At 71.8% G+C, this 26,791-nt stretch carries 22 protein-coding genes; 5 read left to right on the forward strand and 17 right to left on the reverse strand.

Annotated elements, in window-relative coordinates; translation table 11 throughout:
• Positions 1 to 57 precede the first annotated feature (57 nt).
• Complete coding sequence (locus ACN6LB_RS32215) at positions 58 to 1,068, reverse strand: serine/threonine-protein kinase (RefSeq protein ID WP_445028922.1); 1,011 nt, start codon at positions 1,066 to 1,068, stop codon at positions 58 to 60.
• 157 nt (positions 1,069 to 1,225) lie between these two features.
• On the opposite strand from ACN6LB_RS32215, the gene ACN6LB_RS32220 reads away from it, so the two are divergent.
• Positions 1,226 to 1,756 (forward strand): GtrA family protein, encoded by a 531-nt coding sequence (locus ACN6LB_RS32220; RefSeq protein WP_445028923.1) that lies wholly within the window; start codon positions 1,226 to 1,228, stop codon positions 1,754 to 1,756.
• Positions 1,757 to 1,791: 35 nt separating this feature from the next.
• On the opposite strand, the gene ACN6LB_RS32225 is transcribed toward ACN6LB_RS32220, so the two are convergent.
• On the reverse strand, positions 1,792 to 2,658 hold the full coding sequence (locus ACN6LB_RS32225) for an ABC transporter ATP-binding protein (RefSeq protein WP_445028940.1): 867 nt from the start codon (positions 2,656 to 2,658) through the stop codon (positions 1,792 to 1,794).
• A gap of 49 nt (positions 2,659 to 2,707) precedes the next feature.
• Positions 2,708 to 3,622, reverse strand: coding sequence for an ABC transporter permease (locus ACN6LB_RS32230; protein WP_445028924.1), 915 nt, complete (start codon positions 3,620 to 3,622; stop codon positions 2,708 to 2,710).
• 173 nt (positions 3,623 to 3,795) lie between these two features.
• Between ACN6LB_RS32230 and ACN6LB_RS32235 the strand changes: the two genes are divergently transcribed.
• A complete protein-coding gene (locus ACN6LB_RS32235; protein ID WP_356137766.1) occupies positions 3,796 to 4,422 on the forward strand; it encodes a TetR/AcrR family transcriptional regulator in 627 nt (208 codons plus the stop codon).
• An 11-nt stretch (positions 4,423 to 4,433) separates the two neighbouring features.
• Here ACN6LB_RS32235 and ACN6LB_RS32240 read toward each other — a convergent pair whose 3' ends face one another.
• From ACN6LB_RS32240 to ACN6LB_RS32250, 3 genes are all read right to left on the reverse strand, one after another.
• Positions 4,434 to 4,601: a hypothetical protein gene (locus tag ACN6LB_RS32240; RefSeq protein WP_356137768.1), complete on the reverse strand. Its 168-nt coding sequence runs from the start codon at positions 4,599 to 4,601 to the stop codon at positions 4,434 to 4,436.
• Positions 4,602 to 4,727: 126 nt separating this feature from the next.
• The gene (locus ACN6LB_RS32245; RefSeq protein ID WP_445028925.1) at positions 4,728 to 5,657 is read right to left on the reverse strand and encodes an ADP-ribosylglycohydrolase family protein; all 930 of its coding nucleotides are present in this window, start codon (positions 5,655 to 5,657) and stop codon (positions 4,728 to 4,730) included.
• Positions 5,654 to 6,256, reverse strand: a complete 603-nt coding sequence (locus ACN6LB_RS32250) for a TetR/AcrR family transcriptional regulator (protein ID WP_445028926.1) — start codon at positions 6,254 to 6,256, stop codon at positions 5,654 to 5,656. Before ACN6LB_RS32250 ends, ACN6LB_RS32245 begins: the two co-directional genes overlap by 4 nt.
• A gap of 99 nt (positions 6,257 to 6,355) precedes the next feature.
• On the opposite strand from ACN6LB_RS32250, the gene ACN6LB_RS32255 reads away from it, so the two are divergent.
• Entirely contained in the window at positions 6,356 to 7,267 is a 912-nt protein-coding gene (locus ACN6LB_RS32255) for an oxidoreductase (RefSeq protein WP_445028927.1), read from the forward strand.
• 11 nt (positions 7,268 to 7,278) lie between these two features.
• On the opposite strand, the gene galE is transcribed toward ACN6LB_RS32255, so the two are convergent.
• Both galE and ACN6LB_RS32265 read right to left on the reverse strand, forming a co-directional pair.
• The gene (gene galE, locus ACN6LB_RS32260; protein ID WP_445028928.1) at positions 7,279 to 8,262 is read right to left on the reverse strand and encodes a UDP-glucose 4-epimerase GalE; all 984 of its coding nucleotides are present in this window, start codon (positions 8,260 to 8,262) and stop codon (positions 7,279 to 7,281) included.
• A gap of 94 nt (positions 8,263 to 8,356) precedes the next feature.
• On the reverse strand, positions 8,357 to 9,655 hold the full coding sequence (locus ACN6LB_RS32265; protein ID WP_445028929.1) for a glycosyltransferase 87 family protein: 1,299 nt from the start codon (positions 9,653 to 9,655) through the stop codon (positions 8,357 to 8,359).
• Between the two features lie 105 nt (positions 9,656 to 9,760).
• Between ACN6LB_RS32265 and ACN6LB_RS32270 the strand changes: the two genes are divergently transcribed.
• Positions 9,761 to 11,380: a glycosyltransferase family 39 protein gene (locus ACN6LB_RS32270; protein ID WP_445028930.1), complete on the forward strand. Its 1,620-nt coding sequence runs from the start codon at positions 9,761 to 9,763 to the stop codon at positions 11,378 to 11,380.
• On the opposite strand, the gene ACN6LB_RS32275 is transcribed toward ACN6LB_RS32270, so the two are convergent.
• Positions 11,377 to 11,889, reverse strand: coding sequence for a MarR family winged helix-turn-helix transcriptional regulator (locus tag ACN6LB_RS32275; protein ID WP_445028931.1), 513 nt, complete (start codon positions 11,887 to 11,889; stop codon positions 11,377 to 11,379). The genes ACN6LB_RS32270 and ACN6LB_RS32275 overlap by 4 nt on opposite strands.
• A 125-nt stretch (positions 11,890 to 12,014) precedes the next feature.
• Here ACN6LB_RS32275 and ACN6LB_RS32280 point away from each other — a divergent pair, with 125 nt between their 5' ends.
• The gene (locus tag ACN6LB_RS32280) at positions 12,015 to 12,428 is read left to right on the forward strand and encodes an organic hydroperoxide resistance protein (RefSeq protein ID WP_356137782.1); all 414 of its coding nucleotides are present in this window, start codon (positions 12,015 to 12,017) and stop codon (positions 12,426 to 12,428) included.
• Here the strand turns inward: ACN6LB_RS32280 and ACN6LB_RS32285 are convergent.
• The 8 genes from ACN6LB_RS32285 to ACN6LB_RS32320 all read right to left on the reverse strand — a co-directional run bounded on the left by ACN6LB_RS32285 (position 12,418) and on the right by ACN6LB_RS32320 (position 26,322).
• On the reverse strand, positions 12,418 to 13,983 hold the full coding sequence (locus ACN6LB_RS32285) for a hypothetical protein (RefSeq protein ID WP_445028932.1): 1,566 nt from the start codon (positions 13,981 to 13,983) through the stop codon (positions 12,418 to 12,420). The two genes, ACN6LB_RS32280 and ACN6LB_RS32285, sit on opposite strands and share 11 nt — an antisense overlap.
• 90 nt (positions 13,984 to 14,073) lie before the next feature.
• Entirely contained in the window at positions 14,074 to 15,405 is a 1,332-nt protein-coding gene (locus tag ACN6LB_RS32290; protein WP_445028941.1) for a hypothetical protein, read from the reverse strand.
• Between the two features lie 71 nt (positions 15,406 to 15,476).
• Positions 15,477 to 17,687, reverse strand: a complete 2,211-nt coding sequence (locus ACN6LB_RS32295; protein ID WP_445028933.1) for a bifunctional glycosyltransferase/CDP-glycerol:glycerophosphate glycerophosphotransferase — start codon at positions 17,685 to 17,687, stop codon at positions 15,477 to 15,479.
• Between the two features lies 1 nt (position 17,688).
• Complete coding sequence (locus tag ACN6LB_RS32300) at positions 17,689 to 19,908, reverse strand: bifunctional glycosyltransferase/CDP-glycerol:glycerophosphate glycerophosphotransferase (RefSeq protein ID WP_445028934.1); 2,220 nt, start codon at positions 19,906 to 19,908, stop codon at positions 17,689 to 17,691.
• A gap of 146 nt (positions 19,909 to 20,054) precedes the next feature.
• Positions 20,055 to 22,322, reverse strand: a complete 2,268-nt coding sequence (locus ACN6LB_RS32305) for a bifunctional glycosyltransferase/CDP-glycerol:glycerophosphate glycerophosphotransferase (protein ID WP_445028935.1) — start codon at positions 22,320 to 22,322, stop codon at positions 20,055 to 20,057.
• 161 nt (positions 22,323 to 22,483) lie between these two features.
• Entirely contained in the window at positions 22,484 to 23,407 is a 924-nt protein-coding gene (locus ACN6LB_RS32310) for a carbohydrate ABC transporter permease (protein ID WP_445028936.1), read from the reverse strand.
• Positions 23,408 to 23,495: 88 nt separating this feature from the next.
• Complete coding sequence (locus ACN6LB_RS32315; RefSeq protein ID WP_356137794.1) at positions 23,496 to 24,869, reverse strand: carbohydrate ABC transporter permease; 1,374 nt, start codon at positions 24,867 to 24,869, stop codon at positions 23,496 to 23,498.
• A gap of 7 nt (positions 24,870 to 24,876) precedes the next feature.
• On the reverse strand, positions 24,877 to 26,322 hold the full coding sequence (locus tag ACN6LB_RS32320) for an ABC transporter substrate-binding protein (protein WP_445028937.1): 1,446 nt from the start codon (positions 26,320 to 26,322) through the stop codon (positions 24,877 to 24,879).
• Positions 26,323 to 26,791: the final 469 nt, after the last annotated feature.

The raw sequence follows: 26,791 nt of genomic DNA on the forward strand, positions 1-26,791 counted from the left end.
TTATACGCCGCCTACGACATCCCGTGGGCGCGTTCGGTTCCCCGCTTCACCCGTCCGCTACGGTTCCCGGCGCACCCGCCGCTGCCACTCCGCGTCCCGCACGGTCAGCGGGGCCGTCGGCGGCACGGCCCGCACGGTCGGGGCCTCGGCGAGGTCGAGGGTGCGCAGCGAGGCCTCGATGGTGTTCACGTGCGTCGCGACCGGGCCGGGCAGCCAGCCGGTGAAGTCCCGTACGTCCCGGCGGGCGGCGCCCGCGCAGTGCTCGGCGAGTTCGGCGGCGGAGGGCCGGGCGGCCGGATCGGCGGCCAGGCAGCGGCGTACGACGTCGAGGAGGGGGCGCTGCATGCCGTCGAGGGCGGGTGGCTGCTGTTCGGTGCCCGCGATGCGCGCGGCGATCGCGAGGCCGTTGCCGCGGCCGAAGGGATGCTGTCCGGTGGAGGCCTCGGCGGCGAGCAGTCCGAGCGCGAAGACGTCGGCCGCGGAGGTCACCGGGCGCCCGAGGGCGTGCTCGGGGGACATGTAGCGCGGGGTGCCCACCAGCCGGCCCGCGGTGGTGAGCGTCGCGGCACCGGCGGCCCGCGCGATGCCGAAGTCGAGCAGCCAGGGGCCGTCCGCCGCGAGCAGCAGGTTGCCCGGCTTCATGTCGCGGTGGATCACTCCGGCCGTGTGGACGGAGTCGAGCGCGTACGCGGTGCAGGCGAGCAGTTGCAGCACGGCGGGGACCGGGAGCGGGCCGTGCGCCCGCAGGGCCTCGTCGAGGGGCACGCCCGGGACGTACCGGGTGGCGAGCCAGGGCCGTTCGCCGGAGGCGTCGTGGTCGACGACGGGGACCAGGTGGTAGCCGGAGACCCGGCGGGTGGCGGCCACCTCACGGGCGAAGCGCTCCCGGAACTCGGGGCTGTCCGCGTACTCGCGGCGCACCAGTTTCAGGGCGACCGGCTGGCCGCCGCGGGTGTGCGAGAGGTAGACGGTGCCCATGCCGCCCTCGCCGATCCGGGCGCGCAGCGGGTACCCGGCGATCTCCCGTGGATCCTCCGGCCGCAACGGCTTCGGCAGCGCGCTCTGCATGGCTCGGCCCCCCGTCTCTTCGGCCCCTTCGGCCTGCCTGATTCTCTTGTTCGCGCCTTGGGGAATTCAAGCTCGGAACTTACCTTTTACTGCTAAAAGGGATATTTCAGCTAAGGTTGGCCCGATTGTCAGACGGATCGTGTGGAGGCTCGGACCCGTGACTGTGAACCTCTCCGAGGGGCGGGCCGCCACCGGCCGCCGTGTCCCCGAGAGCGCCCCGCCCGCAGACCCGCCTGCGGACCCGCCCGCCGCCGCCCGCCCCGGGGGCCTGGCGCGGGCGCGTCGGCTCGTCCTCGAAGTCGCGAGGTTCGGCGTCGTCGGCGGCAGCGGAGTCGCGGTCAACTTCCTCGTCTTCAACCTTCTGCTGCACGGCCTGAAGTGGTGGCCGACGCCCGCCACGGTGCTCGCCAGCTGCGTCGCCATGGCCACCAACTACGTCGGCTTCCGCTTCTTCGCCTACCGCGACCGGGCCTCGCGAACCCGCCGCCAGATCGTGCTGTTCTTCGTCTTCAGCGGCCTCGGCGTCGCGATGGAGACCGTGCTCTTCTACGCCGGTTACCACGGCCTGGGCATGGACGGCCCGTACGGCTCGAACATCGCCAAGGCCGTCTCCATCGTCCTCGCCTCGGCGTTCCGCTTCCTGGTCTACCGGACGTGGGTGTTCCAGCACGACGGCCGCCGCCCCTGACGGGTCCGGGCGACGGCCGCCGTCCCTGGCACGCCTCAGGCGACGGCCACTGCCTTCGGGGCCGGCTTCGCGCTCTTCGCCGGCTTGTCGCTTCCGCCGGTGAACGCCTCGTACTCCTTGAGGACGTCCTCCGTGGGGCCGTCCATGCGCAGTTCGCCGCGCTCCAGCCACAGGACGCGGTCGCAGGTGTCGCGGATCGACTTGTTGTTGTGGCTGACCAGGAAGACCGTGCCCGCGTGCTTGCGCAGTTCGCGGATGCGGGCCTCGGAGCGCTTCTGGAAGGAGCGGTCGCCGGTGGCGAGGGCCTCGTCGATCATCAGGACGTCGTGGTCCTTGGCAGCGGCGATGGAGAAGCGCAGCCGGGCCGCCATGCCGGAGGAGTACGTCCGCATGGGCAGCGTGATGAAGTCGCCCTTCTCGTTGATGCCGGAGAAGTCGACGATGTCCTCGTAGCGCTCCTTGATCTGCTCGCGGGACATGCCCATGGCGAGGCCGCCGAGGAAGACGTTCCGCTCGCCGGTCAGGTCGTTCATCAGGGCCGCGTTGACGCCGAGCAGGGAGGGCTGGCCGTCGGTGTAGATCTTGCCGTTCTCGACGGGGAGCAGTCCGGCGACCGCCTTGAGGAGGGTCGACTTTCCGGAGCCGTTGGTGCCGATCAGACCGATGGCCTCGCCGCGGTACGCGGTGAAGGACACGTTCCGCACGGCGTGCACCTTGCGGACGCCCGAGGCCTGCTCGGTCTGCCTGCGGCGCAGCATGCGGTTGAGCGCGGCGGTGGCGCTGCCGCGGCCCGCGCCCGTGCCGTTGACGCGGTAGACGATGTCGACGCCGGCGGCGATGACGGTGGGGATCTTCGCGTCGGTGGGGCCCGGGGACGCGCCCGGGGTGAAGTCGCCGCTCATGCCTTCGTCGACGGCCCTGTCGGCGCTCTCGTCGATGCCCTTGTTGATGTCAGCCACGGCCGTACGTCTCCTCAGCCTTCCAGAAGTAGATGAAACCGCCGACGCCGGCGAGCAGCGCCCAGCCCGTCGCCAGCGCCCACACGTGGGGCGGCAACTGGCTGGAGTGGAAGCTGTCGATCAGGGCGTACCGCATCAGGTCGATGTAGACGACGGCCGGGTTGCACTGCAGCGCGTCCTTCAGGAGAGGGGAGCGGCCGGCCAGCATCTTGTCGAGGCTCCACATGACGCCGGACACGTACATCCAGGTGCGCAGCACGAACGGCATCAGCTGCGCGATGTCCGGTGTCTTGGCGCCGAGCCGGGCCACGATCATCGCGACGCCCGCGTTGAAGACGAACTGCAGCACCAGGACGGGCACCGCGAGCAGCCAGGAGGCGCTGAGCGGAACGCCGAAGCAGAGCAGGATCACGACGAGCGCGGCCATCGAGAACAGCAGCTGCTGGAGCTGCTGGAGGGCGAAGGAGACGGGCAGCGCGGCGCGCGGGAAGTGCAGCGCGCGCACCAGGCCCAGGTTGCCGGCGATGGCCCGGGTGCCCGTCATGATCGAGCTCTGCGTGAACGTCCAGATGAAGACGCCGGTGACCAGGAACGGCACGAAGTCCGCCACATGGCGCTTGGTGTTCATCAGCACGCCGAAGATGAAGTAGTAGACCGCCGCGTTCAGCAGGGGGGTCATCACCTGCCAGACCTGGCCGAGCTTCGCCTGGCTGTACTGGGCGGTGAGCTTGGCGGTGGCGAAGGCGGTGATGAAGTGGCGCCGCGCCCACAGCTGGCGGACGTACGCGGGCAGGGTCGGGCGGGCGCCGCTGACGGCCAGGCCGTAACGGGCGGCGAGTGCTTCGGCGGTCTCGGCCGTCGGGGGTGTCGCGGTCGCGGGGGGCGGTGTGTCGAGGACCTGGCTCACATCCGCTGCTTTCGCTCGGGGGGTGTGGGGTGCGCGGTCCGCCCTGGGACGTTTCTTACGTCGTCCTTGCCGTCTTCTTACGTCGGGACGGGACCGTATCGTCGCAACGTGAGAGTAGGGCGTTTCCACGTCGGAACGCAACCGTTTCGTCGTAACGCCCTATGCTGGTCCGTATGACGACCAACGCCGACTCCGCCCCGACGCGGCCGCGCCGCAGGGCCCCCGCGGGGGCGGCCGTGCTCCGGGAGGATGTGACCGAGGCCATCCAGGCCGCGGTCTTCGAGGAACTCGCGGCTGTCGGGTACGCGCGCATGTCCATCGAGGGCATCGCGCGCCGCGCGGGCGTCGGCAAGACGGCGGTGTACCGCCGCTGGCGGTCCAAGCTGCACCTGGTGCTGGATCTGGTCTCGGCGGTGGCGGTGCAGGGCCTGCCCGCGCCGGACACGGGGTCCCTCGAAGGGGACCTGCGGCTGCTCTACGAGGTCATGTCACGCGCCCTGCGTCACCCCGTGGCCGGCCAGATCATTCCGGACCTGCAGGCCGAGGCGGCTCGCAACCCGGAGATCGCCGAGGCCATGCAGAAGGCGCTGCGCGAGGGGCAGCAGGGGGTCGCGAGCGGGATCGTGGCGGCCGCGGCCGCGCGCGGCGAGGTCCGCGAGGACATCGACGCGGACCTCGCGCTCGACGTCATCTCCGGGCCGCTGTACTGGCGTTCGGTGGTCGTGCGCGCACCGAAGCCGCCGAAGGGATACCTGCCGAGCCTGGCACGGGCCACGGCGGCGGCGCTCAAGGCGCTGTAGGCCTCCGGGGCTCAGGCGCCCGGGCGGCGGCGGGTCGCGAGCAGACCGAGGCCGGCCGCGAGCGAGACGCTGCCGGTGGCGACGCTGGCCAGGACCTCCTGCGTACCGTCGAACGTGTTACTGCTCGCGATGTTGGCGCCGAGGGCGACGAGGAACACGAACCAGAGCAGCGGCCTCATGAGCGGCGTTTCCTTCCGAGCGGGGTGCGGTGGACCTTCCGGGATCAACCATGCCGCCCGCGGGCCGCTCGCGCGGTGGAGTTTTCTCCCCAAAACACGAAAACGATCGCAGGCGCCGCCGAATCCTCAGCCGGCCAACCTGCGCGCCAGCTCCGTCAGTTCCGCCGCCCTCAGCACCCGGTCGCCGAATCCCGGCAGCGGCACGTGCAGCGGCTCGGTCCACCGCCGGGGGATGGCGCCCGCCCCGTACACGGCTCCCGCCAGGCCGCCCGTCACGGCGGCGACGGTGTCCGTGTCGCCGCCGAGGTCGACGGCCGCGCGTACGGCGTCCTCGTAGGAGGAGGTGGTCCGCAGGGCCCAGACGGCGGAGCCCAGGCACGGCCAGACGGCGCCGTTGAACTCGGTGGCGAGGTCGGGGTGCCAGTCCGGGGCGAGGACCACGCCGTACCGCTCGCGGTGGTCGGGGTGGACGAGCGCGAGCGTCTCGGGCAGCGCGGCGAGCGGGTCGGCGCCGTCCAGCGCGACGCGGACCAGCTCGTGGAAGACGGCCGTACCCTCCCAGGCGGCCCGGTCTCCGTGCGTGAGGGCGGCGATGCGGCGCCCGGCCTCCATGGTGGCCTCCCGCCCGTCCCGCGCGAAGTGCACGGCGGAGGTGGCGGCCCGCATCAACGCCCCGTTCCCCGCCGCCCGTTGGCCGGCCTGGAAATGCAGGGAGGCGGCGAGGTCCCAGGGGTCGCCGCTGCCGAGGACCGCCTCGGTCTGCAGACCGATGTCCTTGGGGTCCGACGCCGCCCATCGCTGGAACCGCCGGAAGACATCCGGGAGCCGGAGCTCACCGCACTCGAGGAGCGACTCGCCCACCAGGACGGCCATCTGTGTGTCGTCGGTGGCCTCGCCGGGATCCCAGCCGCCGCCTCCGCACATCTCGCCGCCGTGTCCCGCCGCCGGGAAGCGTGCACTGAACGCCCCTTCGGGTCCGAACTCGAAGGGTGCGCCGAGGGCGTCGCCCACGGCGGAGCCCAGGATCGCTCCCGTGGAGGCATCCGGCGTGCTCATCCGCGTGCGTCCGGGGCGCAGCCGCGCAGGACGTAGGCGGTGATGTCGTTCAGGCCGGACTCGACCGCCCCTTCGGGGAGGGAGCCGCTGACGGCGAGGCTGGCGAAGCCGTGGAGGGTGCTGAAGATCGGGGTGGCGATGCTCTCCACCGATCCTTCGCGCACCTCGCCGGCGCGCTGACCCTCGGTGATCACGGCGAGGGCCAGGATGCCCAGCTGCTGGGAGGCATTGACGAGGTCTTCGGACGCCGACGGGTCGTGCTTGATCGAGTACATGAGGTCCAGCAGCTCGGCGTTGTCGCCGGCGAAGCCGACGTAGGCGCGGGCGAAGGCGTCGATCCGGTCGGCGAACGCGCTGCCCACCCCCTCCTGAGAGGCGCCCAGGGTCGCTCCGAGCCGGTCGAAGCCGAGCAGGGCCAGCCCGTCCAGCAGGGCCTGCTTGTCCTTGAAGTGACGGCTCGGCGCGGCGTGGCTGACACCGAGGTCGCGGGCCAGCTCGCGCAGGGACAGCTCGGCCGGGCCCTTCTCGCGGAGGGTCTCCTCGGCGCGGGTCAGTAGCGCGGCGCGCAGGTCTCCGTGGTGGTAGCGACGAGTCTGCATGACGTGAGTGTATCGGTCATGCAGTCACCGTCTACATTGTTGGCGCCGACATCATTGTTGGCATTGACAGCATTGTTGGCGACGCCTACATTGGCGGGCATGGCAGACAACCGGAAGTGGAACGCGAGCGACATCCCCGACCAGACCGGCCGCACGGCCGTCGTCACGGGCGCCAACAGCGGACTCGGCATCGCCACCGTCGAGGCGCTGGCCGGCGCGGGCGCCCATGTGGTGCTCGCCGTACGGGACGTGGGGCGCGGCGAGGCGGCCGCGGCCACCGTCAAGGGCAGCGTCGAAGTGCGCCGCCTGGACCTCGCCGACCTCGCCTCCGTGCGCGAGTTCGCCGCCGGCTGGCAGGGCCGCCTGGACCTGCTCGTCAACAACGCCGGCGTCATGAACGTCCCGGAGTCGAGCACCAAGGACGGCTTCGAGACGCAGTTCGGCACCAACCACCTCGGGCACTTCGCCCTGACCAACCTGCTGCTGCCGCACATCACCGACCGCGTGGTCACCGTGTCGTCCGGCGCGCACAAGATGCCGGGCAGCCCGCGCATCAACTTCGCCAACCTGAACCTCACCGGCGAGTACGCGCCGATCACCGCGTACAGCCAGTCCAAGCTGGCCAACCTGCTGTTCACCCTGGAGCTGCAGAGCCGCCTCGCCGAGGCGGGCTCGTCCGTACGCGCCCTGGCCGCGCACCCCGGCTGGGCCTCCACCGGCCTCCAGGGCCACGACGCCAGCGCGCTGCGCCGCGTCCTCATGAAGGTGGGCAACCGGTTCATCGCCCAGGACAACAAGGCGGGCGCCCTGCCCACGCTCTACGCCGCCGTCCAGGACCTCCCCGGCGCGAGCTACGTCGGACCCGACGGCTTCGGCGAGATGCGCGGCGCCCCGGCCCTTGTCGGCCGCTCCGCCGCGGCCAGCGACCCGGTGTCGGCGCTGCGCCTGTGGACGGCCTCGGAGGAACTGACCGGTGTCACGTTCCCCGAACCGGTGGCAGTAGGCGCATAGCTGACGGCCAGTCAGGCGCGGGCCGCCTCCGGGTGCAGCCGCACCCAGCCCTCCCAGGCCGACGTGATCATGTCCTCGACGTCGTGCTTCGCCGTCCAGCCCAGCTCTGCCGCGATGCGGTCGGCCGAGGCGACGACCCGGGCCGGGTCGCCCGGGCGGCGGGCGGTGATCGTCGGGGGCAGGTCGTAGCCGGTGATCGCGTTGATCCGGTCGATCATCTCGCGGACCGAAACGCCTTCGCCGCGGCCGATGTTGAGGGTCATGTCCGTGCCCGGGGCGGCGGACAGGCGCCGGGCGGCGGCGACATGGGCCTCCGCCAGGTCCACCACGTGGATGTAGTCGCGGACGCAGGTGCCGTCGGTGGTGGCGTAGTCGTCGCCGAAGACACGCGGCGCCGCACCGTCGGTGAGCTTCTCGAAGACCATCGGGACGAGGTTGAAGACGCCGGTGTCCGCCAGCTCGGGCGCGGCAGCCCCCGCCACGTTGAAGTAGCGCAGGGACGCCGTGGACAGGCCCGTCGCCCGGCCCGTGGCACGCACCAGCCACTCACCCACGAGCTTTGTCTCGCCGTACGGGCTCATCGGCGCGCACGGCGTCTCCTCCGTCACCGGATCCACGTCCGGCATCCCGTACACCGCCGCTGAGGAGGAGAACACGAAGGAGGGAACCCCGGCGTCCGTCACGGCGGACAGCAGCACCCGCAGGCCCTCCACGTTCTCGCGGTAGTAGTGCAGGGGAAGGTCCACGGACTCGCCGACCTGCTTCTTCGCCGCCAGGTGTACGACGCCGGTGACCGCGTGCTCCTTCAGGGCCCGGGCCAGCAGCTCGCCGTCGAGGGTGGAACCGACGACCAGCGGGACGCCGTCGGGGACCCGTTCGGCGATGCCCGTGGACAAGTCGTCGTAGACCACGGCCTGTTCGCCCGCCTCGCGCATCGCCCGGACGACGTGTGCGCCGATGTATCCGGCGCCCCCTGTGATCAGCCAGGTGGTCATGTCGGGCGATCCCCTCTCGGTGTCTCTGCGTGCGCGCCTGCGGCGGTCGCGTATCAGTGAAGCAGGCGGGCGGGGGCGCGACGCGCGCTGTCGGTCATTCCTCACCATCCGGGCGTCCCGCGGCAGGTGCGCGGCCCGAACGCCAGAGGCGGGCGAAGGCCAGGACCGCCGCCGACGCCAGCAGGCCGTTGCGGACGAACATCAGCAGGCAGCCCGTCCAGGTGCAGGCCATGACCTCCCCGTACAGCACGGGATACGCCACGGAGCTGACCGCCGTCGCCGCCACCACCAGCGCCGCCACCGGGCGCTGTGTGGTGTGCCGCGAGGTCAGGCACACGGCGGACAGACCGAGCAGCCACACCATGTACTGGGGGCTGATCACCCGGCTCGTCACGGTGAACAGGAGCACGGCGGCGAGTGCGGCGTCGTACGGGGTCGCGGGCGTCCAGCGCCGTGCGCGCATCCGCCACAGCAGCAGGAGCGCGAAGGCGGCGAGGGTGAGGGTGAGGGAGACGGCCGCGACCGTCGAGACGTACGGGCCGACGAACTCCATGGCGCCGTACCGGTAGCGCACGGTGCCCTGCCAGCCGGCGTGCCGGGCGAAGGCCAGTGCCGTGCCGCCGAGCGACTCGATCTGCACGCCCCGGCCGCCCTGTTGGCGCAGGAAGTCGAACGGGTTGCTGAACAGCGTGGCCAGCGCGACGAGCAGCGCGGCCGCCGTGACCGCCGCCGACGTCCACGCCTCCCGTGTCGTACGCCCTCTCGGCGTGCCCAGCAGTGCGAGTGCCGGCCAGACCTTCACCAGGGCGCCCAGCGCCGCGAACGCGCCGCACGCGCGCGTGGAGCGCGCCGACATCAACAGGGAGATGACGGCGAAGGCGGTGACCTGGACGTCGTAGCGGGCCAGCGGGATGTGCAGGAGCAGGGGGAGCGCGGCGACCCACAGGAGCGCGCCGTGGAGCGTGCGCGCCTGGGGGTGCCTCCCGTCCCGGGGGCGGGTGCCCGCGCGCGCCAGCGCGATCGCGATCGCACCGTCCGCCACGAGCGTGAGCGCCACGAACGCCTGGAAGTACGTCAGCCCCGGCAGCAGCGCGGGCGAGAGCAGCACCGGTCCGGCGCCCGGCGGGTACTGCCACATCCGGTCGTCCACCGGATAGGAGCCGTGCGACAGGACGCCGTACCAGCGGAAGTACAGCCGGTTCACCTCGTGCGACACCCCGCCGCCGCCGAGCCGGGCGAGGCTGTCGTGGGCGAGCAGCCACAGCATCGCGCCGCGGGTGGCGAGCCAGCCGACGGCCAGGCTGGTGAGGGGGAGCAGCGGGCTGCGTGCAGCGGCGGTGGAGGAAGGGGCGGGGAGTGCGGGCGGCGCGGAAGTGATCGTCGAAGCTCTCATCAACGCCGCATCGTAAGCCGCACGGATGGGGAATAACGGACGATACGCTGTCAATACCCTTCAAAGGTTTTCTCATCGCACAAAATCGGGCCCGTGATGAGTCTCATGGGGATCACGCGGGCCCGGCGGTCGGATGTCACGCTCCCGGAGGCCACGGCCGCACCCGCAGCTGCCTCCGCGGCCGCGCGTCTGCCCTCGCTCGTCGCCGTCTGCGTGCCCGTGCTCGTCATGCTCGGCGTCGGCCTCTGGGGCCTCGACCGCGGCGGCATGTGGCGCGACGAGGCGGTCACCTTCCAGGTCGCACGGCGCTCCGTGCCGCAGATCTGGCACCTGCTGCACAACGTGGACGCCGTCCACGGCCTCTACTACCTGCTCATGCACGCCGCACTCGCCCCGCACCCGAGCGAGATCGCCCTCCGCCTCCCCTCGGTCTGCGGGGCCGCCGCGACCGCGGGTTTCGTGGCCGCCCTCGGCGTACGCCTGGGCCGCCCGCGGGTCGGGCTGTGGGCGGGCCTGCTGTACGCCGTGACGCCGCTCGGCGGGTACTACGCGCAGGAAGGACGGTCGTACGCGCTGGTCGCGGCCGGTGCGGTAGGGGCGACGCTGCTCCTGGTGGAGACCCTCCGGTCGCCGCGCCCCGCGCGCTGGGGGGCGTACGCCGGAGCCGTCGCCGTCACATGTCTGCTGCACGAACTCGCGGTGGTGCTGCTCCTCGCGCACGCGGCGACCCTGGCGACGGCGCGGGTGCCTTGGCGGGTGTGGCGCGGATGGGCCTGCGCCGCCGGCGCCGCGCTCCTGGCCCTGCTGCCGCTGGCCCTCGTCTCGCACGCGCAGTCGGCGCAGGTCGCGTGGCTGGCGGTGCCGGGGGCGGGCAGCGCGGAGCATCTGCTGCGGGAGTTCACGGGACCCGCCGAGCCCGTCGTCGTGCCGTACCTGGTGCTCATCGCCGTGGCGCTGCGCCCGTCCCGCGAACGGCGGCCGGGAACACCGTCCCTCGCGGCGGTCGCCCTGCCGCTGATGATGCTCCCGCCCGCGGCGCTCTTCGCCGTGTCCCGTGTCGTGCCGCTGTACGACGAGCGGTACGTGCTGTACGCCCTGGCGGGGGCGCCGCTGCTCGCTGCCGCGGGCGCCGACCGGCTGGCGGGCGCCGCCGCCCGGCTGTGGAAGGCGTGCGGGCCGCGGGACGCGGAGCGGTCGCCCGGACGGCTCGCCGCCCCCCTCGCCCCTGCCGTCGGCGTCCTGGCCGTCGCCCTCGTCCTCGCCTGGCAGCTCCCCCTCCTGCGCGAGGACCGCGCCCCCGAGGGCCGCCCCGACAACCTCGCGGCGCTCCCCGCCGTCGCCGCGCGCACGCTGCGGCCCGGGGAGCCCGTCCTGTTCCTGCCGTCGATCGGGCGACGCTCGGCGTTGGCGTACCCCGAGGCGTTCCGCGGGGTGCGGGACGTCGCGCTCGCGGTGCCGGCGGCGCAGTCCGGGACGCTCTACGGCGTCGAGGCGGGGCCGCGGGAGCTGCGGCGGCGGCTCGCACGGCTCGACCATGTGTGGGTGGTCACCGAGCGGTTCGCGCTGCGGCCGGCCTGGTATCCCCGGGACCCCGCCGAGCGGGTCAAACTCGCCGTGGTCGACGAGGAGTTCGTGCCCCGCGAGGAGATCGCCCGCAGGGGCGCGACGCTGCGTCTGTTCGTACGCCGCCCACCCACCGACTCCCTCGGCCCGGAGCTGCCCTAACCGCAGCCCGGCGCGTCCTCCGGCGCGGAGGGGTCCAGCTCCGCCGAGTCCAGCGCCGAGGTCAGCCGGTCGAGGCGGGTCCGCAGTTCCTCGATCTCGGTGAGCTTCAGGCTTGTCGCGGCGGCGATCCGGCGCGGGACGAGCAGGGCGCGTTCACGCAGCGCCGTGCCCTCGTCGGTGAGGTGGACGTGCACGGAGCGCTCGTCGTGGGCGCTGCGCTCGCGGCGGACCAGACCGGCCGTCTCCAGCCGCTTGAGCAGCGGTGACAGCGTTCCGGAGTCGAGCCGCAGGTGCTCGCCCAGCTTCTTGACGGGCAGCTCGCCGTGCTCCCACAGCACCAGCATCACCAGGTACTGGGGATAGGTGAGCCCGAGGTCCTTGAGGACGACGCGGTAGACGCCGTTGAAGGCGCGCGACGCGGCGTTCAGGGAGAAGCAGATCTGCTGGTCGAGGCGCAGGTAGTCCTCGGCCGACGGTGCCTCGGTGGGCGGGAGGGGTGTGGCGGTCATGCCTCCAGGATAGACCTGGTACGCCATTTAGTTGTGCACAACTGAATTGCGTGCTCTAATTGTGTTCGTGAGGCGGTCCGGACAGGCCGCCCCGACAGGATCTTGACTTGAGAGGGATGGTTTCCATGAGCGCGCTCTACACCGCCGTCGCCACCGCCACCCACGGCCGTGACGGCCGTGCGTACAGCTCCGACAGCAAGCTCGACGTCGAGCTGGCACCGCCGGCGGAGCTCGGCGGCAGCGGTCAGGGCACCAACCCGGAGCAGCTGTTCGCCGCCGGTTACGCCGCCTGTTTCGCCAGCGCCCTGGGTGTCGTCGGCCGCGCCGCGAAGGTCGACGTCAGCGACGCCGCGGTCACCGGTGAGGTCAGCCTCCACAAGGAGGGCGTGGGCTTCGCCCTGGCCGTCACGCTGCGTGTGGAGCTGCCCGAGTCCGTCGACGCCGAGACGGGCCGCAAGCTCGTCGACCAGGCCCACCAGGTCTGCCCCTACTCCAACGCGACCCGCGGCAACATCCCGGTCGAGCTCGTCATCGAGTAGTGCGCCCGCTGTCGCCGACCCGCGCCAGCACCTCGCCGGTCTCGCGACTCCACGCCACCACCGTCGCCTCCTCGGGCACCCGCCGCCGGCGCGTCAACAGCAGCCAGCGGACGTGGTACCGGCGGGCGACGGTGGTGCGCAGGGCGCGGGTGGACGCCGGGTCGAGGTAGGCACGGACCGCCGCGAGCCGTCGCAGCCGCTCGCCCTCGTCCAGGGCGCGGTCGGGCAGGACGGGCGCCGCGAGGTCCGCGCCGTAACCCGGGATCAGGCGCACGGCGTCGTACCCGTCGGCGACGACCGCCTCGCCCGGCCTGATGTACCGCGCGGCCCAGTCGTACGTCGGCCGGCGCGGCGGCTGCCCGAAGCCGACCGGATCGAGCGCGCGCGGCACGACCGCCCCCGCGTGCACCGTGAGGAATCCGGCGCACACGACGGCCGCGGTCACCCAGCCCAGCGCCCGTCGCGGCGCACTCCACGGCCGGGGCGCAGCAAACTCCACGGCGAGCGCGAGCTGCGGTGCCACCAGAGTCAGCCCCAGGATGCCGCCGTACGCTCCCTGCCCGCAGGCCCAGCCGTACGCCGGCGCCAGGCACTGCAGCGCGCACAGCAGCACCAGCGGATCGCGCCGTGCACGACGGGCCCGCGCCCACAGCGCCGGCAGCCCGACCAGCGCGGGCCAGACGTGCCCGGGCATCCCCTGGTAGGCGTAGGGCCGCCCGCCGTCGCCCGCCGGCGGTGCGAACGCGTCGAAGTACGGCCAGCAGGCGGCGACGAGCAGCGCCACGGCACCGGCCAGCGCCCACCGGCCCGTCACGGCCGCCCGCCACTCCCGCTGCCACCCCGCGACGAACGCCACCGCGCCGAGCACCGCCGCGACGGCCGTGACCGGGTCGATCAGCAGGATCAGCCCGTACAGCGCCCCGAGCCCCGCGTACCCGGCCACACTGCGCAGCCCGCTCGGCCCGACGTACCGCACCAGCCCCGCGCCGCGCGCCCGCGATCCCGTCAGCGCCCAGGCCCAGAAGGTCAGACCGATTGCGCACGTCGACGGATAGCCGAGGTTGCCGGTCAGGGCCATCAGCCCGAGGGAGCCGCTCCACCCGGCCCGCTCGGCGCCCGACAGGAGCGTCACCGCGAACAGCGCGAGGACCGGCGCCCACGGGCGGGGCGTCAGCACGCGCACGAGGCAGCCCAGGCCGGTCAGCAGCACCAGCAGGTTCAGCGGCCCGGCGAGCCGCACCAACGCCCAGCCCGTCAGCCCCGTCAGCCGGGCGAAGGCGCCCTCCGCGACGGCGTACGGCGAGTAGTACGCGCTGCCCGCACCCGGCAGGTCCGCCGTCGGATGGGCCGGATGGAGCAGGTTCGCCCTGAGCCGTTCGACGACCGCGGCGTGCTGCCCGGCGTCGCAGCACAGCGGCACGCGCCAGTACGCCAGCGTCATCACCAGGAAGAACAGAAAGCCGAAGACCTGGTACGGCGTCGGGTGCCAGGTCCGGCCACCGCGCAGCGCAGTCGCGCCGCGCACGGCCCGCCGCACGACGAGGCCGACGCTCACCGGAGGGAGGGGGCGGGGCGACGGGACGCGGCGGTTCGAGGCATTCGTCGTATATTCCCGCCGACGGCGACGACATGGCCGGGTGTCACCTCATCGGGCGACCGTGGTGTCCCTGCGCAGCGGGGCCGGCACCGTGCCCGACGTCCGGGACCACGGGTGTACGGCATGCCCCAGCAGCAGCGGCAGCCCGACCACCGGCAGCAGCCACACCAGCACGATCAGCCGGTCCCCGTAGATGTTGATGTCGGGGTGCCCGGCCTGGTTGAGGACCCCGGTGAACGCGGCCCCCAGCAGGAGGACGCCGAAGGCCGGGCGGTGCCGGATCGCCCCCCAGGCGGACGCCAGTACGGCCGTCAGGAACAGCGGGTCCCAGAGCCGGCGGCGCAGCCACTCCACCCAGAAGTCGAACTCCAGGTGGAGGAACTCCGGCCACAGGCGGGTGCGGTCGGGGCGGGCGAAGTGGTTGGTGAGCAGGTCCTGGAGGCTCTCCGACTCGGACGGGTAGTGCAGCACCTCGGCCACGAGAACCGTGCCCACGGCCGCGCAGGACGCCGCCACCGCGAGGGACCGCAGCGGCCGCCCGAGCGCCTGCCACAGCTGCCCGGCCGTCTTCAGGGGGCCCTCGTGTCGTACGAGTCCGGCGCGCACCCCACGCCGGACACCGATCGCGGCGCACGCCCCCGCCAGGCACACCCCGAGGAACAGCGACTGTGAGTGCTTGACGGTGAAGAGCGCGAGCAGCGACCCGCCGACCAGCGCCGTTCCGGCCCGCGTGCGGCCCTCCAGCGCCAGCGCGCAGCCCCACAACGCCGCCAGGGTCAGCGTCAGCAGCAGGCCCTCGGTCATCGGCCGCATGGCGGTCGTCCCGCACGGCAGGACGTAGAAGAGCGCCTGGCCGGTCAGGGCCGGCGGCAGGGACGCCCGCAGGGTGCGCAGGACCAGGAACGCGAGGACGCCGCCCACGACCGTGACGGCCACGCCCGCGGCCCACAGCCCCCACGTCACCCCCAGCACCGTGATGAACGGCACCAGGAACACCGGATAGCCGGGCCGCACCTCGAAGATCCGCATGAAGCGGGGCGGCATGAACGGCACGGTGTGCCCGCCCGTCTGCCCGGCGCGCAGCCGTTTCGCGACCACCCAGTGCTCGTAGCCCCGGCACTCCACGAAGACCCGCCGGGTCGGGCTCGGCGCGTGGAAGCGCACCACGTCGACGCTCTGGTTGCGGCGTGCGATGGACGCCTTCCCGGCGCAGGCGTAGTCGATGGTGGCGGTGGCGGCGTCCTGCTTGCTGTCGCCGCGCAGACTCAGCGCGTACGAGAGGTAGTTCTTGGTGTCGGGGGTGTCCCGGCCGGTGACGTTGGCGAGTTGGAGGACGGCGAAGACGGCGGCCAGGAGGAGGACCCAGGAACGGGGCTTCACGAGGGTCGGCTTCGCGAGGAGCGATTTCACGAGGAGCGGGTTCATGCGGAGCGGGTTCATGCGGAATGGCTTCACGAGGAGGCGAGGAGGTCGTGAGCGGCGGGCCGGGTGGGCGCCGGGACGGAGACCGGCTCCTCGACGCGCTCGCCGAGCATCAGCGTGCGCACCACCCGCTCGGCGGCCCGCCCGTCGTCGAACGCGCAGAACCGCTCGCGGAATCCGGCCCGCGACCGCGCCGACTCCGCGTCCTGCCAGGCCCCGGACGCGAACAGCCACGCCAACTCCCGGTAGGAGTGGGACACATGACCGGGCGCGTCGGCGGTGATGTCGAAGTAGGCACCACGGCTCGCCGCGTACGCACCCCAGTCGTCGGCGTGGATCACGATCGGCCGGTCCAGGTTGGCGTAGTCGAACATGAGGGCCGAGTAGTCCGTGACCAGGACGTCGGAGGCGAGCATCAGATCCTCGACGCGCGGCTCGTCCGTCGCGTCCACCACGACCCCCCGCCGGTGCAGATCGGCCAGGCCGAGACCGCGCGCCGGCCCGTCCGCGAGCGAGGGATGCAGCCGTACGACGAGGATGGTGCCCTCGCCCAGGTCCTCGGCGAACCGGGCGAGGTCGACGCGGTCGATGTGGCCGCCGCGGATGTAGTCACGGCGCGTCGGCGCGTACAGCACCACCCGGTGACCGGCCGGGATGCCCAGCCGGGCGCGGACCGCGAGCCCGTCGTCCGAAGTGGCGCGCACCAGGACGTCGTTGCGCGGACTGCCGGTGCGCAGCGAGGTGAAGTGGCAGGGGTAGGCGCGGTCCCAGACCAGTTCCGAGTGGCGGTTGGCGACCAGGCTGTGGTCCCAGCGGTCGGCGCGGCGCAGCATCTGCGGCACGTCGAAGCCCTGCCGTGCGCCCGGCTTGTCCAGCAGGTCGGCGCCCATGTACTTCAGCGGGGTGCCCTGGTGGGTGTGGATGTGCACGCTGCCGGGGCGCTTGACCAGGGAGCCGGGCCAGTTGACGTTGTTGACGAAGTACGTGGCCCGGGCGGTGACCTGGCGGTAGCGCGGCGAGTCCGGGGTGACGTGCTCGACGCCGGGCGGCAGCAGCGGCACCTGCTCCTCGCGCACCACCCACACTCCGCGGATGTGCGGGGCGAGTTCACGCGCCTTGGCGTACACGGCCGCGGGATCACCGAGCACGCCGCGGTGCGAGAACGCCGAGTACATCGCCAAGTCCGGGTCCAGCGCCCGGCGTTCGTCGAGCTTCGACCAGCCCCGCTTGATCCGCCCGGCGACCGCCCTGCGCGCCTGCTCCTGCCGCTCCCCGAGCCCCTTGCCGACCCGGGCCGTCTGCCGCAGGGCGCGGTATCCGGCGTAACTGCCTGTCAGGACCCGCAGTTCGGCGGGCACGGGACCCTCCGGCCGGTGCTTCCGGAAGAGCTCGGCGGTGCGGCGGAAGAACTCGGCCTTGTCGCCGACGGGCAGCCGGTCCGGCTTGGAGAGGATGTCGAGGCAGTGCTCGCCCATCTTGCGGTGCAGGTACGGGCGCCAACTCGCCAGCTCCGGACGGGAGTCGACGAACGCGAAGACCCGCTCGTACTGCTCGTGGACGTCGAAGTGCTTACGGCTGGTGGTGGACAGAATGTTGCCCTGGCGGCGCTGCCGGTAGTTCAGGCAGATCCGGTCGAGCGTGGCGATCCGCTGCGCGCTGAGCATCACGGGGAACGTCCAGGGCGTGTCCTCGTAGTAGCCCGGCGGGAACGCGAAGCCGTGCCGCTGGACGAAGTCGCGGCGGTACACCTTGTTCCACACGACCATCAACAGCTCAAGGATCTCCGGGTGTTCGGCCACGGTGAAGGTGCCGTCGATGGCCTCCGCGAGCACCCGCGCGAGCACGTTCCTGCGGGTGCCGCCCCACCAGTAGGTGCGCGCGTAGTCGAAGACGAGCACATCCGGGTCGGAGGTCTCCGCGAGCCGGTCGGCCATCGCGCGCAGGGCGCCGGGCGTGAGCGTGTCGTCGCTGTCGAGGAAGAAGAGGAAGTCCCCGGTGGCGTACGGCATTCCGGCGTTGCGGGCCCGGCCGAGTCCCACGTTCTCCGGCAGGTGCAGCACTCGCACGCGCGGGTCGCGGGCCGCGTACGCGTCGAGGATCGCGCCGCAGCCGTCCGGCGAGCAGTCGTTCACGGCGATCACCTCGATGTCCGTGAACGACTGCTCCAGGACCGAGTCGAGGCACTCGCGCAGAAAGCCCTGCACCTTGAAGACGGGGACGATGATGCTGAAGCGGGGCACGTCAGCTCCTTACGAGGGTCGTCGCGGCGGGGGCGGGGGTCCGCTCGGCCAGGGGCGTCACCGGCGAAATCGCCTCGGGTGGCTCGCCCAGCAGCACCCGCCGTACGACCCGTTCGGCGGCCCTTCCGTCGTCGAACTGGCAGAACCGCTCACGGAACCGGGCCCGCAGCGACCTCGCCTCCGCGTCCGCGTAGGAGCCGTCGCGGAAGACACGGGCCAGCTCGTCGGGGGTGCGCGCGACCGGGCCCGGCGGCGCCTGCATCAGGTCGAAGTAGACGCCCCGCGTCTCCCGGTAGACCTCCCAGTCGTCGGCGTACACGACGATCGGGCGGTCGAGGTTGGCGTAGTCGAACATGATGGAGGAGTAGTCGGTGATCAGCGCGTCGGCGGCCAGGCACACATCCTCCGAGGAGCGGTGCCGGGTCACGTCGATGATCCGGCCGCTGCTCCTGCGGGTGCCCCGGTCGTAGAAGTAGTGGGCGCGCAGCAGGACCACGAAGTCCTCGCCCACCGCCTCGCAGAACTCCTCCAGGTCGAGCCGGGCGTCGAAGCCGGTGGTGTAGTCGCGGTGCGTGGGCGCGTAGAGAAGGGCCCGCTTGCCCTCGGGAACCCCGAGGGAGCGCCGCACCCGGGCCACCTCGTCGGCGGTCGCCGTGTAGTACACGTCGTTGCGCGGATAGCCGTACTCCAGGGCCTCGTACGAGCCCGGGAAGGCGCGCTCCCACATCTCCGTGGAGTGCCGGTTGGAGGAGAGGTTGTAGTCCCAGCGGTCCACGCGGGTCAGCAGCTTGGTGAAGCTGCCGGTCGCGGCCGCCACCACCGGGTACGTCGACTGGTCGACGCCCATCTTCTTCAGCGGGGTGCCGTGCTGCGTCTGCACGTGCACGCTGCCGGGGCGCTTGACGACCGTGTCCGCGAAGTTGGCGTTGTTGATCAGGTACTTGGCGCGGGCCAGCACCTCCCATGCGCGGCGGCTGCCGATCACCGCGTGGTCGATTCCCTCGGGCAGGGAGTCCACCGCCTCCGGTTCGACGAGGAACACCGAGCGGATGTGCGGGGCGAGTTCGCGGGCCTTGGCGTGGATCGCGGCCGGGTTGCAGGCGTAGCCGCGGCCCCAGTACGCGCAGTACACGGCGAGGTTCTCGTCGAGCGCGCGGCGCAGATGGGCCGCGTAGATGCCCCGCGTCCGCAGCATCCGAGGCCGCGGCACCACCGAAGCAGCGCCCGCCGCCGCCTTGTTGGCGCCGCGCAGCGCCCGGAACGCGCTGTACGCACCGGTCGCCAGCAGCCTGTGCTGCACCCCGAGACTGCCCGCCGGGGGCCGGAACTCGGCCGGGCGATGGCGCCGGTGGAGCCGTCCCGCGCGCCGGAAGAAGGCCCGGCGGCTGCCCGCGGGAAGGCGCTGCGGAGTGGCCGCCGTCTTGAGGACGAGCGTGAAGAGGTGCCCGAACAGCGGCTGCAACCGCTGTGCGGGCAGGCCCTGTTCGACGGCCCGAGTGAGCACCAGGTCGACTTGGTCGAGGAGTTCGAGCTGGTGCGCACCGGGAGAGTTGAGCCTGCTGCCCTGCCGCCGCAGCAGATGCCGTACGACGACCTGCCGCAGCACTGCCTTGCGACCGGCCGCCAACGTCACCAGACCACCCCAGCCCAGGTCGGTGAAGTGACCGGCAGGGAAGGTGAGGTGGTGCTCGACGAGAAACGCGCGACGGTAGGCGGCGCTCCATGCGGGAAGGCGTACGCCCGTCAGCTGCGGGGCCTGGTCGGGGGTGAAGGATCCGGCGGGCGCCTTCTCGAAGAGCACCGCCGTCGGCTCGCTCGGCTCACCCTCCCACCAGTGCACCCGCTCGTGCCCGAAGTAGAGGACGTCCACGTCGTCCACGTCCTGCCGCGCCTCGTCCCGCAGCCGCGTCTCCAGGGCACCCAGCGCGCCCGGCACCAGCTCGTCGTCGCCGTCGAGGAAGAGCACGAACGTACCGCTCGCCGCCCCCAGCCCGGCGTTGCGCGCCGCACCCAGCCCGTCCGCCGGTGGCGAGTGGACCGGGGCGACCCGGGTGTCCCGCGCCGCGTACTCGGCGGCGACGGCCCACGCCGGGGCGTCCGGCGCGTCGCAGACCGGGATCAGCTCGAAGTCGCCGAAGGACTGCGCGAGCACCGAGTCCAGCGCCCGGGACAGCCGCCCCGCGACGCCGTGAGTGGGAACGATGATGCTGAAGCGGGGCATTCTGCTCTTTCTCTGGGTGGGTCGGGAAGGGCCGGACCGAGCCGGGATCAGCCGAGATGCCGGCGGCCGGGGCGCCCGGCCGGACGCCATGTGGCCGGCCGGCTGGGGGTGGGCCGCGAGGGACTGGAGGGCATGCGGACTCCGGGTCAGAGGCTCTCGGTGACGGGGACGGCGGCGCCGGGCGGCGGCACGCTGGCGAGGGGCGGCACCGGCCGGGCCGCGGCGGCCGACGGCACGGGGTGTCGCTCGGCCAGGGGCGTGACCTGCGGAAGCCCCGTCGTCTCGCCCAGCACCACCCGGCGTACGACCCGCTCGGCGGCGCGCCCGTCGTCGTATGCGCAGAAGCGCTCGCGGAACGCGGTCCGCAACTGAACGGAGCGCGAGCCGCGCCAGTGGCCGGTCGCGAAGATGTCGATCAGCTCGTCCTCGCTGCGCGCGACCGCGCCCGGCGGGAAGGCCCGCACGTCGAAGTAGGTGCCGCGGGCCGCCTCGTACGCCTCCCAGTCGTCCGCGTGGACCACGATCGGCCGGTCCAGGTTGGCGTAGTCGAACATCAGCGACGAGTAGTCGGTGACGAGTGCGTCCGAGGCAAGACAGAGCGATTCGATGCTCGGGTGGCCGGACACGTCGATGAGCCGGCCCCCGGCGGACCGTGTCAGAGGCGCATCGTAGGAGTGGTGTGCGCGGGTCAACACGACGAAGCGCGGGCCGAGTTGGCGCAGTACCCGTTCCAGGTCCAGGGTGAGCCGCTGCGAGCGGCGGTAGTCGCGGTACGTCGGCGCGTACAGGATCGCCACCGCGTCCTCGGGGATGCCCAGCGACTCCCGCAGCCGCGCCACGTCCGCCGAAGTCGCCTGCTGGAACACGTCGTTGCGGGGGAGTCCGTACTCCAGCGTGGTGAATCCGGACGGGAAGACGCGCTCCCACACCAGAGTGGAGTGGCGGTTCCCGGACAGGCAGTAGTCCCAGGTGTCGGCGCCGCGCAGCAGCTCCGCGAAGTCCGTGTCACGCGCGGCCGCCGGGCGGTCCTGCAGATCGAGTCCCATGCGCTTGAGCGGCGTCCCGTGCTGTGTCTGGATCACCGTCTGACCCGGCCGCTTGACCAGCCCGCGGTCGAACCCGTCATTGGTCACCAGGTACTTGGAGCGGGCCAGCGCCGTCCAGTACGCGGCCGAGTCGGGCCGTAGCCTGCGCGTCGATGCCGGAAGCGTGTGGTGGTGCTCGGGGCGCGCGATCCACGCCGTGCGGATCTGCGGCGCGAACGTGCGGAACGCGGACTCCAGCGCGCCCGGGTTGCAGCCGTAGCCGCGGCCCCGGTGACTGGAGAAGACGGCACGGTCGGCACGCAACGGGAGGCGGAGCTGCATGCGGTAGTGCAGGTGGAGGGCCGCGCCGCGCGCCCGGCGCAGTACCGACGAGCCGACCTTCCGGGTCCGTCCGCGCAGACGGGAGCCGAGCGACAGCAGTCGATAGGTGCGGTGGCTGCCGAGCCGGACCAGGGTGTGCCGCAGCCGAATACGCGGGCGGGCGCCGGTGCCGGGCGTGCGGTAACGGGCGTAGTACGTACGGGCCTTGCGCAGGAACTCGGTGCGGGAGCCGCGCGGCAGCCGGTCGCGCCGGACGAACACCGTCGCCAGATGGTCGACCATGCGGCGGAACAGCACCGGACGCCAGTGCGCCAGCTCCGGGTGCGCGTCGAGGAACGCGAAGACCCGGTCGTACTGGTCGAAGACGTCGAAGTGCCCGCGGCTGGTGGTACCGAGGATGCTGCCCGTGCGCCGCTGCCGGTAGTGCACGCACACCCGGTCGAGGGTCGCGACCGTCTCCGCGGTCAGCAGCACCGGGTACGTCCACGGCGTGTCCTCGTAATATCCGGGCGGGAAGGCGAAGCCCTCGCGCTCGACGAACTCCCGCCGGTACGCCTTGTTCCAGACCACCATCAGGACGGTGAGCAGCCCCGGGCGGTCGTCCAGCCGGAACGGCGCCGGGCCCTGCTCGGTCAGTTGGCCGGCGAGCTGGTTGCGGCGGGTCTCGCCCGACCAGTAGGTGCGCGCGTAGTCGTAGACCAGGACGTCCGGTTCGGAGGTCTCCTTCAGCCGGTCGGCGATCGCGCGCAGCGCGTCAGGGGTGAGGGTGTCGTCGCCGTCCAGGAAGACCAGGTAGTTGCCGCTCGCATGCTCCAGACCCGCGTTGCGGGCGCGGCCCAGACCGACGTTCTCCGGCAGGTGCACCGGCCGCACGCGGGCGTCGCGGGCCGCGAACTCGTCGATGATCGCGCCGCACGCGTCGGGCGAGCAGTCATCCACCGCGATCAGTTCGAGATCCGGGTACGACTGCCCGAGAACCGATTCCAGGCACGCGTGCAGGTACGCCTGAACCTTGAACGCGGGGACGATGACACTGAACCTGGGCAAGGGACATCCATGGGTCGGCGCGGGCATACCTGCCCGGGAACGGCCGAAGGGGTGATCCGGTTACGCCAGTTGTGGCATCCGGGGGAATGCCGGGTGAACGGGGGCGCACGGGGAGGGGCGGGCCGGTTTTGGCCCGCCCCTCAATGCGGTCGTCGTACGGGTTACTTCACCGCGCCCGCCATCACGCCGGACACGAACTGCCGCTGGAACGCGAAGAAGACGGCCAGCGGGATCACCATCGAGATGAAGGCGCCCGGCGCCAGCACGTCGATGTTGTTGCCGAACTGGCGTACCTGCGTCTGCAGCGCGACGGTGATCGGCTGGCTGTCCGCGTTGGAGAACACCAGGGCGACCAGCATGTCGTTCCACACCCACAGGAACTGGAAGATGCCGAGGCTCGCGATCGCGGGCCCGCCGAGCGGCATCACGACCCGTGCGAACAGGCGCAGTTCACCCGCGCCGTCCAGCCGGGCCGCCTCCAGCAGCTCCCTCGGGATCTCCGCGAAGAAGTTGCGCAGCAGGAAGATCGCGAAGGGCAGGCCGAAGCCGGTGTGGAAGAGGACCACTCCGAAGATCGTCCCGAAGATGCCGAGCTTTCCGAAGAGCTCGGCGATCGGGATCAGCGCGACCTGTACGGGGACGACCAGCAGGCCGACCACGGCCAGGAACCACCAGTCGCGGCCCGGGAACTCCATCCACGCGAAGGCGTAGCCCGCCAGGGAGCCGATCACCACCACCAGGAGGGTCGCCGGGACCGTGATCAGCACCGTGTTCACCAGGGAGCCGGTGATGTCACTGTTCTCCAGCAGCTTCTGGTAGCTGTCCACGGTGAGCTGCGAAGGCTCGCTGAGGACCTTCCACCAGCCGCTCGCGCCCATGTCCTCCGGCTTGCGCAGCGAGGAGAGCAGCAGGCCGATGGTCGGCACCAGCCAGAACAGCCCCACCAGGAGCAGGAAGACGCGCAGGACGCCTCCACCGACCCGGCCCGTGATGCGTGAGCCCAGGGACTGCCTGGCCTTCACCGACTCGACGGGTGCACTCTTCGTGCTCGTCGTCGGCGTAGGACTGCCGGCGTGCGTTGTCATCGCCGTACCTCCTGCCGCAGTCGCCGCACGTTGCTGCATTTCCCCGGGGGGCGACCCCCGGACCCCCGGCAGAAAGACGGGCGCGTCGTCATCGCCGTACCTCCTGCCGCAGTCGCCGCACGTTGAACCAGATCACCGGGATCACCAGGAGGAGCAGGAAGACGGCGATTGCGCTTGCCACGCCCGGCTTGTCCTCGCTGAATCCCTTGCGGTACAGCTCCAGCGCCAGGACGTTCGCGTCGTCCTGGGACGAGCCCGGCGGGATGATGAAGACCAGGTCGAAGACCTTCAGTACGTTGATCATCAGTGTGACGACGACGACCGCGAGGACCGGCGCGAGCAGCGGCACCGTGATCCTGCGGAACACCTGCCACTCGCTGGCGCCGTCCACCCGCGCCGCCTCCAGGAGTTCGCGCGGCATGCCGGCGAGCCCCGCCGCGATGAGCACCATCGCGAAGCCCGCCCACATCCACACGTACGCACCGATCACGGCCGGGGTGACCAACGACGGGCCGAGCCAGTCGACGCCGTTGTACGGCTCCCGGAAGTTGCTTGCCGGCAACCGGAGTTGAGCGCCGTCCGCCTTCGCGGAGAGCGTGAACGTGCCGTCGCCGCTCACCTTCGCCGAGTCCACGACCTTGCCGTCCTTGACCGCCTCGACCTTCATGCCCGCGTAGCCGAGCTCGCTCGCGTCCACCTTGCCGAGCGTGCCGACACCCTTGCCGCGGGTGAAGTCCTGCCACGCCGTGCCGGTGACCTTGCCGGGGTCCGACGGCGCCTGTACGGCCTTCTTCGCACTGTCGGGCATCTGGTCCGGGGCGACCCCGACCAGCGGGAGCGCCACGGACTCGCCCGTGTGGACCGGGGACTTGGTGAGGAAACCGCCGTCCGACGCCTGAAGTGGCGACTGGCGGCCCGGGTGCGCCTTCGGGAACGCCGACGAGTCGGTGAACGTGTCGTGCACGCCCACCCACACCGCGTTGGCGATTCCCTTGTCCGGGTCCTGGTCGTACACCAGACGGAAGATGATCCCCGCCGCGAGCATGGAGATCGCCATCGGCATGAAGACGACCAGCTTGAACGCCGTTCCCCAGCGCACCCGTTCGGTCAGCACCGCGAAGATCAGACCGAGCGCGGTCGAGACCGTCGGCGCGAACACCACCCAGATGATGTTGTTCTTCAGCGCGGTGCGGATGCCGTCATCCGTGAACAGGGCCTTGTAGTTGTCCACTCCGGCGAAACCGTCGCCGGACTGGTTGATGAAGCTGCGGATCAGCGAGTACCCGATCGGGTACATCACGAGCGCGCCGAGCAGCACCAGCGCGGGCAGCAGGAACAGCACCGCCACGGTTCTGCGGGTGCCGGTGACGCTCTTGTGCTTGCGGTTGCGGCTTTCGGGCGCCGGTGGAGCCGCGGGGGCCCCCGGGGTCCCGGGGGGTCCTCCCGCCGTGGCCGATGTCATGGCCGGATCAGCTCCCGTACGCCGCGGCCGCGTCCGACTCCAGTTTCGCCTGCGTCCCCGCGATGTCCTTCGGGTTCTTCAGGAAGTCCTGCAGATCCTTCCACTCACCCTTGCCCGGCGTACCGCCGAAGGCCTGCGGGGCCTGGTCGGACATGTCGAAGCGGAAGTCGTCGCCGGCGGCGATCAGCGCCTTGGCGATCTTCTGCTGCACCGGGTTCGGATATGCGGAGTTGTCCACGTTCTTGTTCGGCGAGAGGTAGCCGCCGAGCTTCGCCTGGATCGTCGCCGCGTCCGGTGAGGCCAGGAAGGTCGCCAGGGCCTGCGCGGCCTTGGAGTCCTTGAGGATCACGGCCGCGTCGCCGCCGCTGACCACCGGAGCCTGGTCACCGACCGCCGGGAACGGGAACACCTTCGCGTCCGTGCCCACCTTGGCCTTCGTCTGCGTGATGTTGACCTGCACGAAGTCGCCCTCGAAGACCATGGCCGCCTTCGGCTGGTCGCCGCCGGTGAAGGTCTGCGTCACCGAAGCGGGGAACTCCGTCTGCAGCGCGCCCTTCGCGCCGCCCGCGACGAAGTCCTTCTTGCCCCAGACCTGCGCGAGCGTGGTGAGCGCGGCCTTCACGGACGGGTCCGTCCACTTGATCTTGTGCTGGGCGAGCTGGTCGTACTTCTCCGGGCCCGCCTGGGAGAGGTAGATGTTCTCGAACCAGTCGGTCAGCGGCCAGCCGTCCGCGCCGGGGACGGAGAACGGGGTGACACCGGAGTCGTAGACAGCCTGAGCGGTTGTCATGAGCTCGCTCCAGGTCTTGGGCTCCTTCGCCCCCGCGTTCTCGAAGACCTTGGCGTTGTACCAGATCAGGGACTTGTTGGCCGCCTTGTAGTAGACGCCGTACTGCTTGCCGCCGACCTTGCCGATGTCCTGCCAGCCCTGCGAGTAGTTCTTCTGCAGCTCCTTCACCGCGTCGGTGCCGAGGGGCTTCGCCCACTTCTTGTCGACGGCCTGCTTGATGGCGCCGGGCTGCGGAAGCATCGCGATGTCCGGCGGTGAACCGCCCGCGATCTTCGAACCGAGGAAGTTGATGATCGGGTCCTGCGCGGGGACGAACGTGACCTTCGCGCCCGTCCGCTTCTCGAACTCGGCCAGCACCTTCTTGAAGTTGGCCTGCTCGGCGCCGGTCCACACGGCGGCGACCTCAAGGGTGGCGCCGTTCAGCTTGGGGAGGGTGACGGTGGCGCCGCTCTCCTTGCCGCTGCCGCCCGTGTTGCCGTCCTTCTTGTTGTCGTCGCTTCCGCCGCATGCGGCGAGGAGGAGGGAGCCGGCTACGACGGCTGCCGCGATGGTTGTGGCGGGTTTGGCGCTTTTGGTGGCTCTGTTGGCTTTCCTGGCTGCGTTCTTGGATTGGTTCCTGGATTCGTTCCTGGACGGCGTGCGTGTACGAAGAGTGCTGCGCATCAGTGCCCCGTTCTTCGTTCCTCGTCGAACGACCGAGCGGCTGTCCCGTTCGATCTGGTCTACGCCCGGGGGCTTGAGGGCGGCAAGAGCGCCTGCGATGTCAAGTGAGCGATCGTGACCGCGTTGTGATGGCGGGTTGCCTTTTACGGGGCGCGGTGCGGTGTGTTGTGGGTCGGGTCCGTGCCGTCTGCTGGCGTGGGCGCCGTTCGCGTGGGGGTCGGTGGGTGGGTCGGGTCCGTGCCGGTACGTCTTGCCCGTCGCCGCGTGGGCGTACTGCCCGGGGGTCGAGCACGGCGTGACTTGGCTGGGGGCCGGCTACGCGACGGGCAGAGACGTACCGGCACGGACCCTTCCGTGCGTACGCGGCTGCGGTGCGCGGGTGCGCGGGGGCGCGCGTGGCGCCGGGGGGCCGGCGAAGCCGCGTTACTGCGGGCAATCGTGCCGCTAGGGGCGGCACGGGTGGGCGCAG

Source organism: Streptomyces sp. SAS_270 (genome assembly GCF_052543295.1).

Bases quoted from the DNA above. Each gene is read 5' to 3' on its own strand.
- ACN6LB_RS32320 (WP_445028937.1), bottom strand. From the start codon at position 26,322: ATGCGCAGCACTCTTCGTACACGCACGCCGTCCAGGAACGAATCCAGG.
- ACN6LB_RS32240 (WP_356137768.1), bottom strand. From the start codon at position 4,601: ATGAGGCCGCTGCTCTGGTTCGTGTTCCTCGTCGCCCTCGGCGCCAAC.
- ACN6LB_RS32255 (WP_445028927.1), top strand. From the start codon at position 6,356: ATGGCAGACAACCGGAAGTGGAACGCGAGCGACATCCCCGACCAGACC.
- ACN6LB_RS32265 (WP_445028929.1), bottom strand. From the start codon at position 9,655: ATGAGAGCTTCGACGATCACTTCCGCGCCGCCCGCACTCCCCGCCCCT.
- ACN6LB_RS32315 (WP_356137794.1), bottom strand. From the start codon at position 24,869: ATGACATCGGCCACGGCGGGAGGACCCCCCGGGACCCCGGGGGCCCCC.
- ACN6LB_RS32245 (WP_445028925.1), bottom strand. From the start codon at position 5,657: ATGAGCACGCCGGATGCCTCCACGGGAGCGATCCTGGGCTCCGCCGTG.
- ACN6LB_RS32300 (WP_445028934.1), bottom strand. From the start codon at position 19,908: ATGCCCCGCTTCAGCATCATCGTTCCCACTCACGGCGTCGCGGGGCGG.
- ACN6LB_RS32215 (WP_445028922.1), bottom strand. From the start codon at position 1,068: ATGCAGAGCGCGCTGCCGAAGCCGTTGCGGCCGGAGGATCCACGGGAG.
- ACN6LB_RS32225 (WP_445028940.1), bottom strand. From the start codon at position 2,658: ATGAGCGGCGACTTCACCCCGGGCGCGTCCCCGGGCCCCACCGACGCG.
- ACN6LB_RS32270 (WP_445028930.1), top strand. From the start codon at position 9,761: ATGGGGATCACGCGGGCCCGGCGGTCGGATGTCACGCTCCCGGAGGCC.
- galE (WP_445028928.1), bottom strand. From the start codon at position 8,262: ATGACCACCTGGCTGATCACAGGGGGCGCCGGATACATCGGCGCACAC.
- ACN6LB_RS32280 (WP_356137782.1), top strand. From the start codon at position 12,015: ATGAGCGCGCTCTACACCGCCGTCGCCACCGCCACCCACGGCCGTGAC.
- ACN6LB_RS32275 (WP_445028931.1), bottom strand. From the start codon at position 11,889: ATGACCGCCACACCCCTCCCGCCCACCGAGGCACCGTCGGCCGAGGAC.
- ACN6LB_RS32310 (WP_445028936.1), bottom strand. From the start codon at position 23,407: ATGACAACGCACGCCGGCAGTCCTACGCCGACGACGAGCACGAAGAGT.
- ACN6LB_RS32235 (WP_356137766.1), top strand. From the start codon at position 3,796: ATGACGACCAACGCCGACTCCGCCCCGACGCGGCCGCGCCGCAGGGCC.
- ACN6LB_RS32250 (WP_445028926.1), bottom strand. From the start codon at position 6,256: ATGCAGACTCGTCGCTACCACCACGGAGACCTGCGCGCCGCGCTACTG.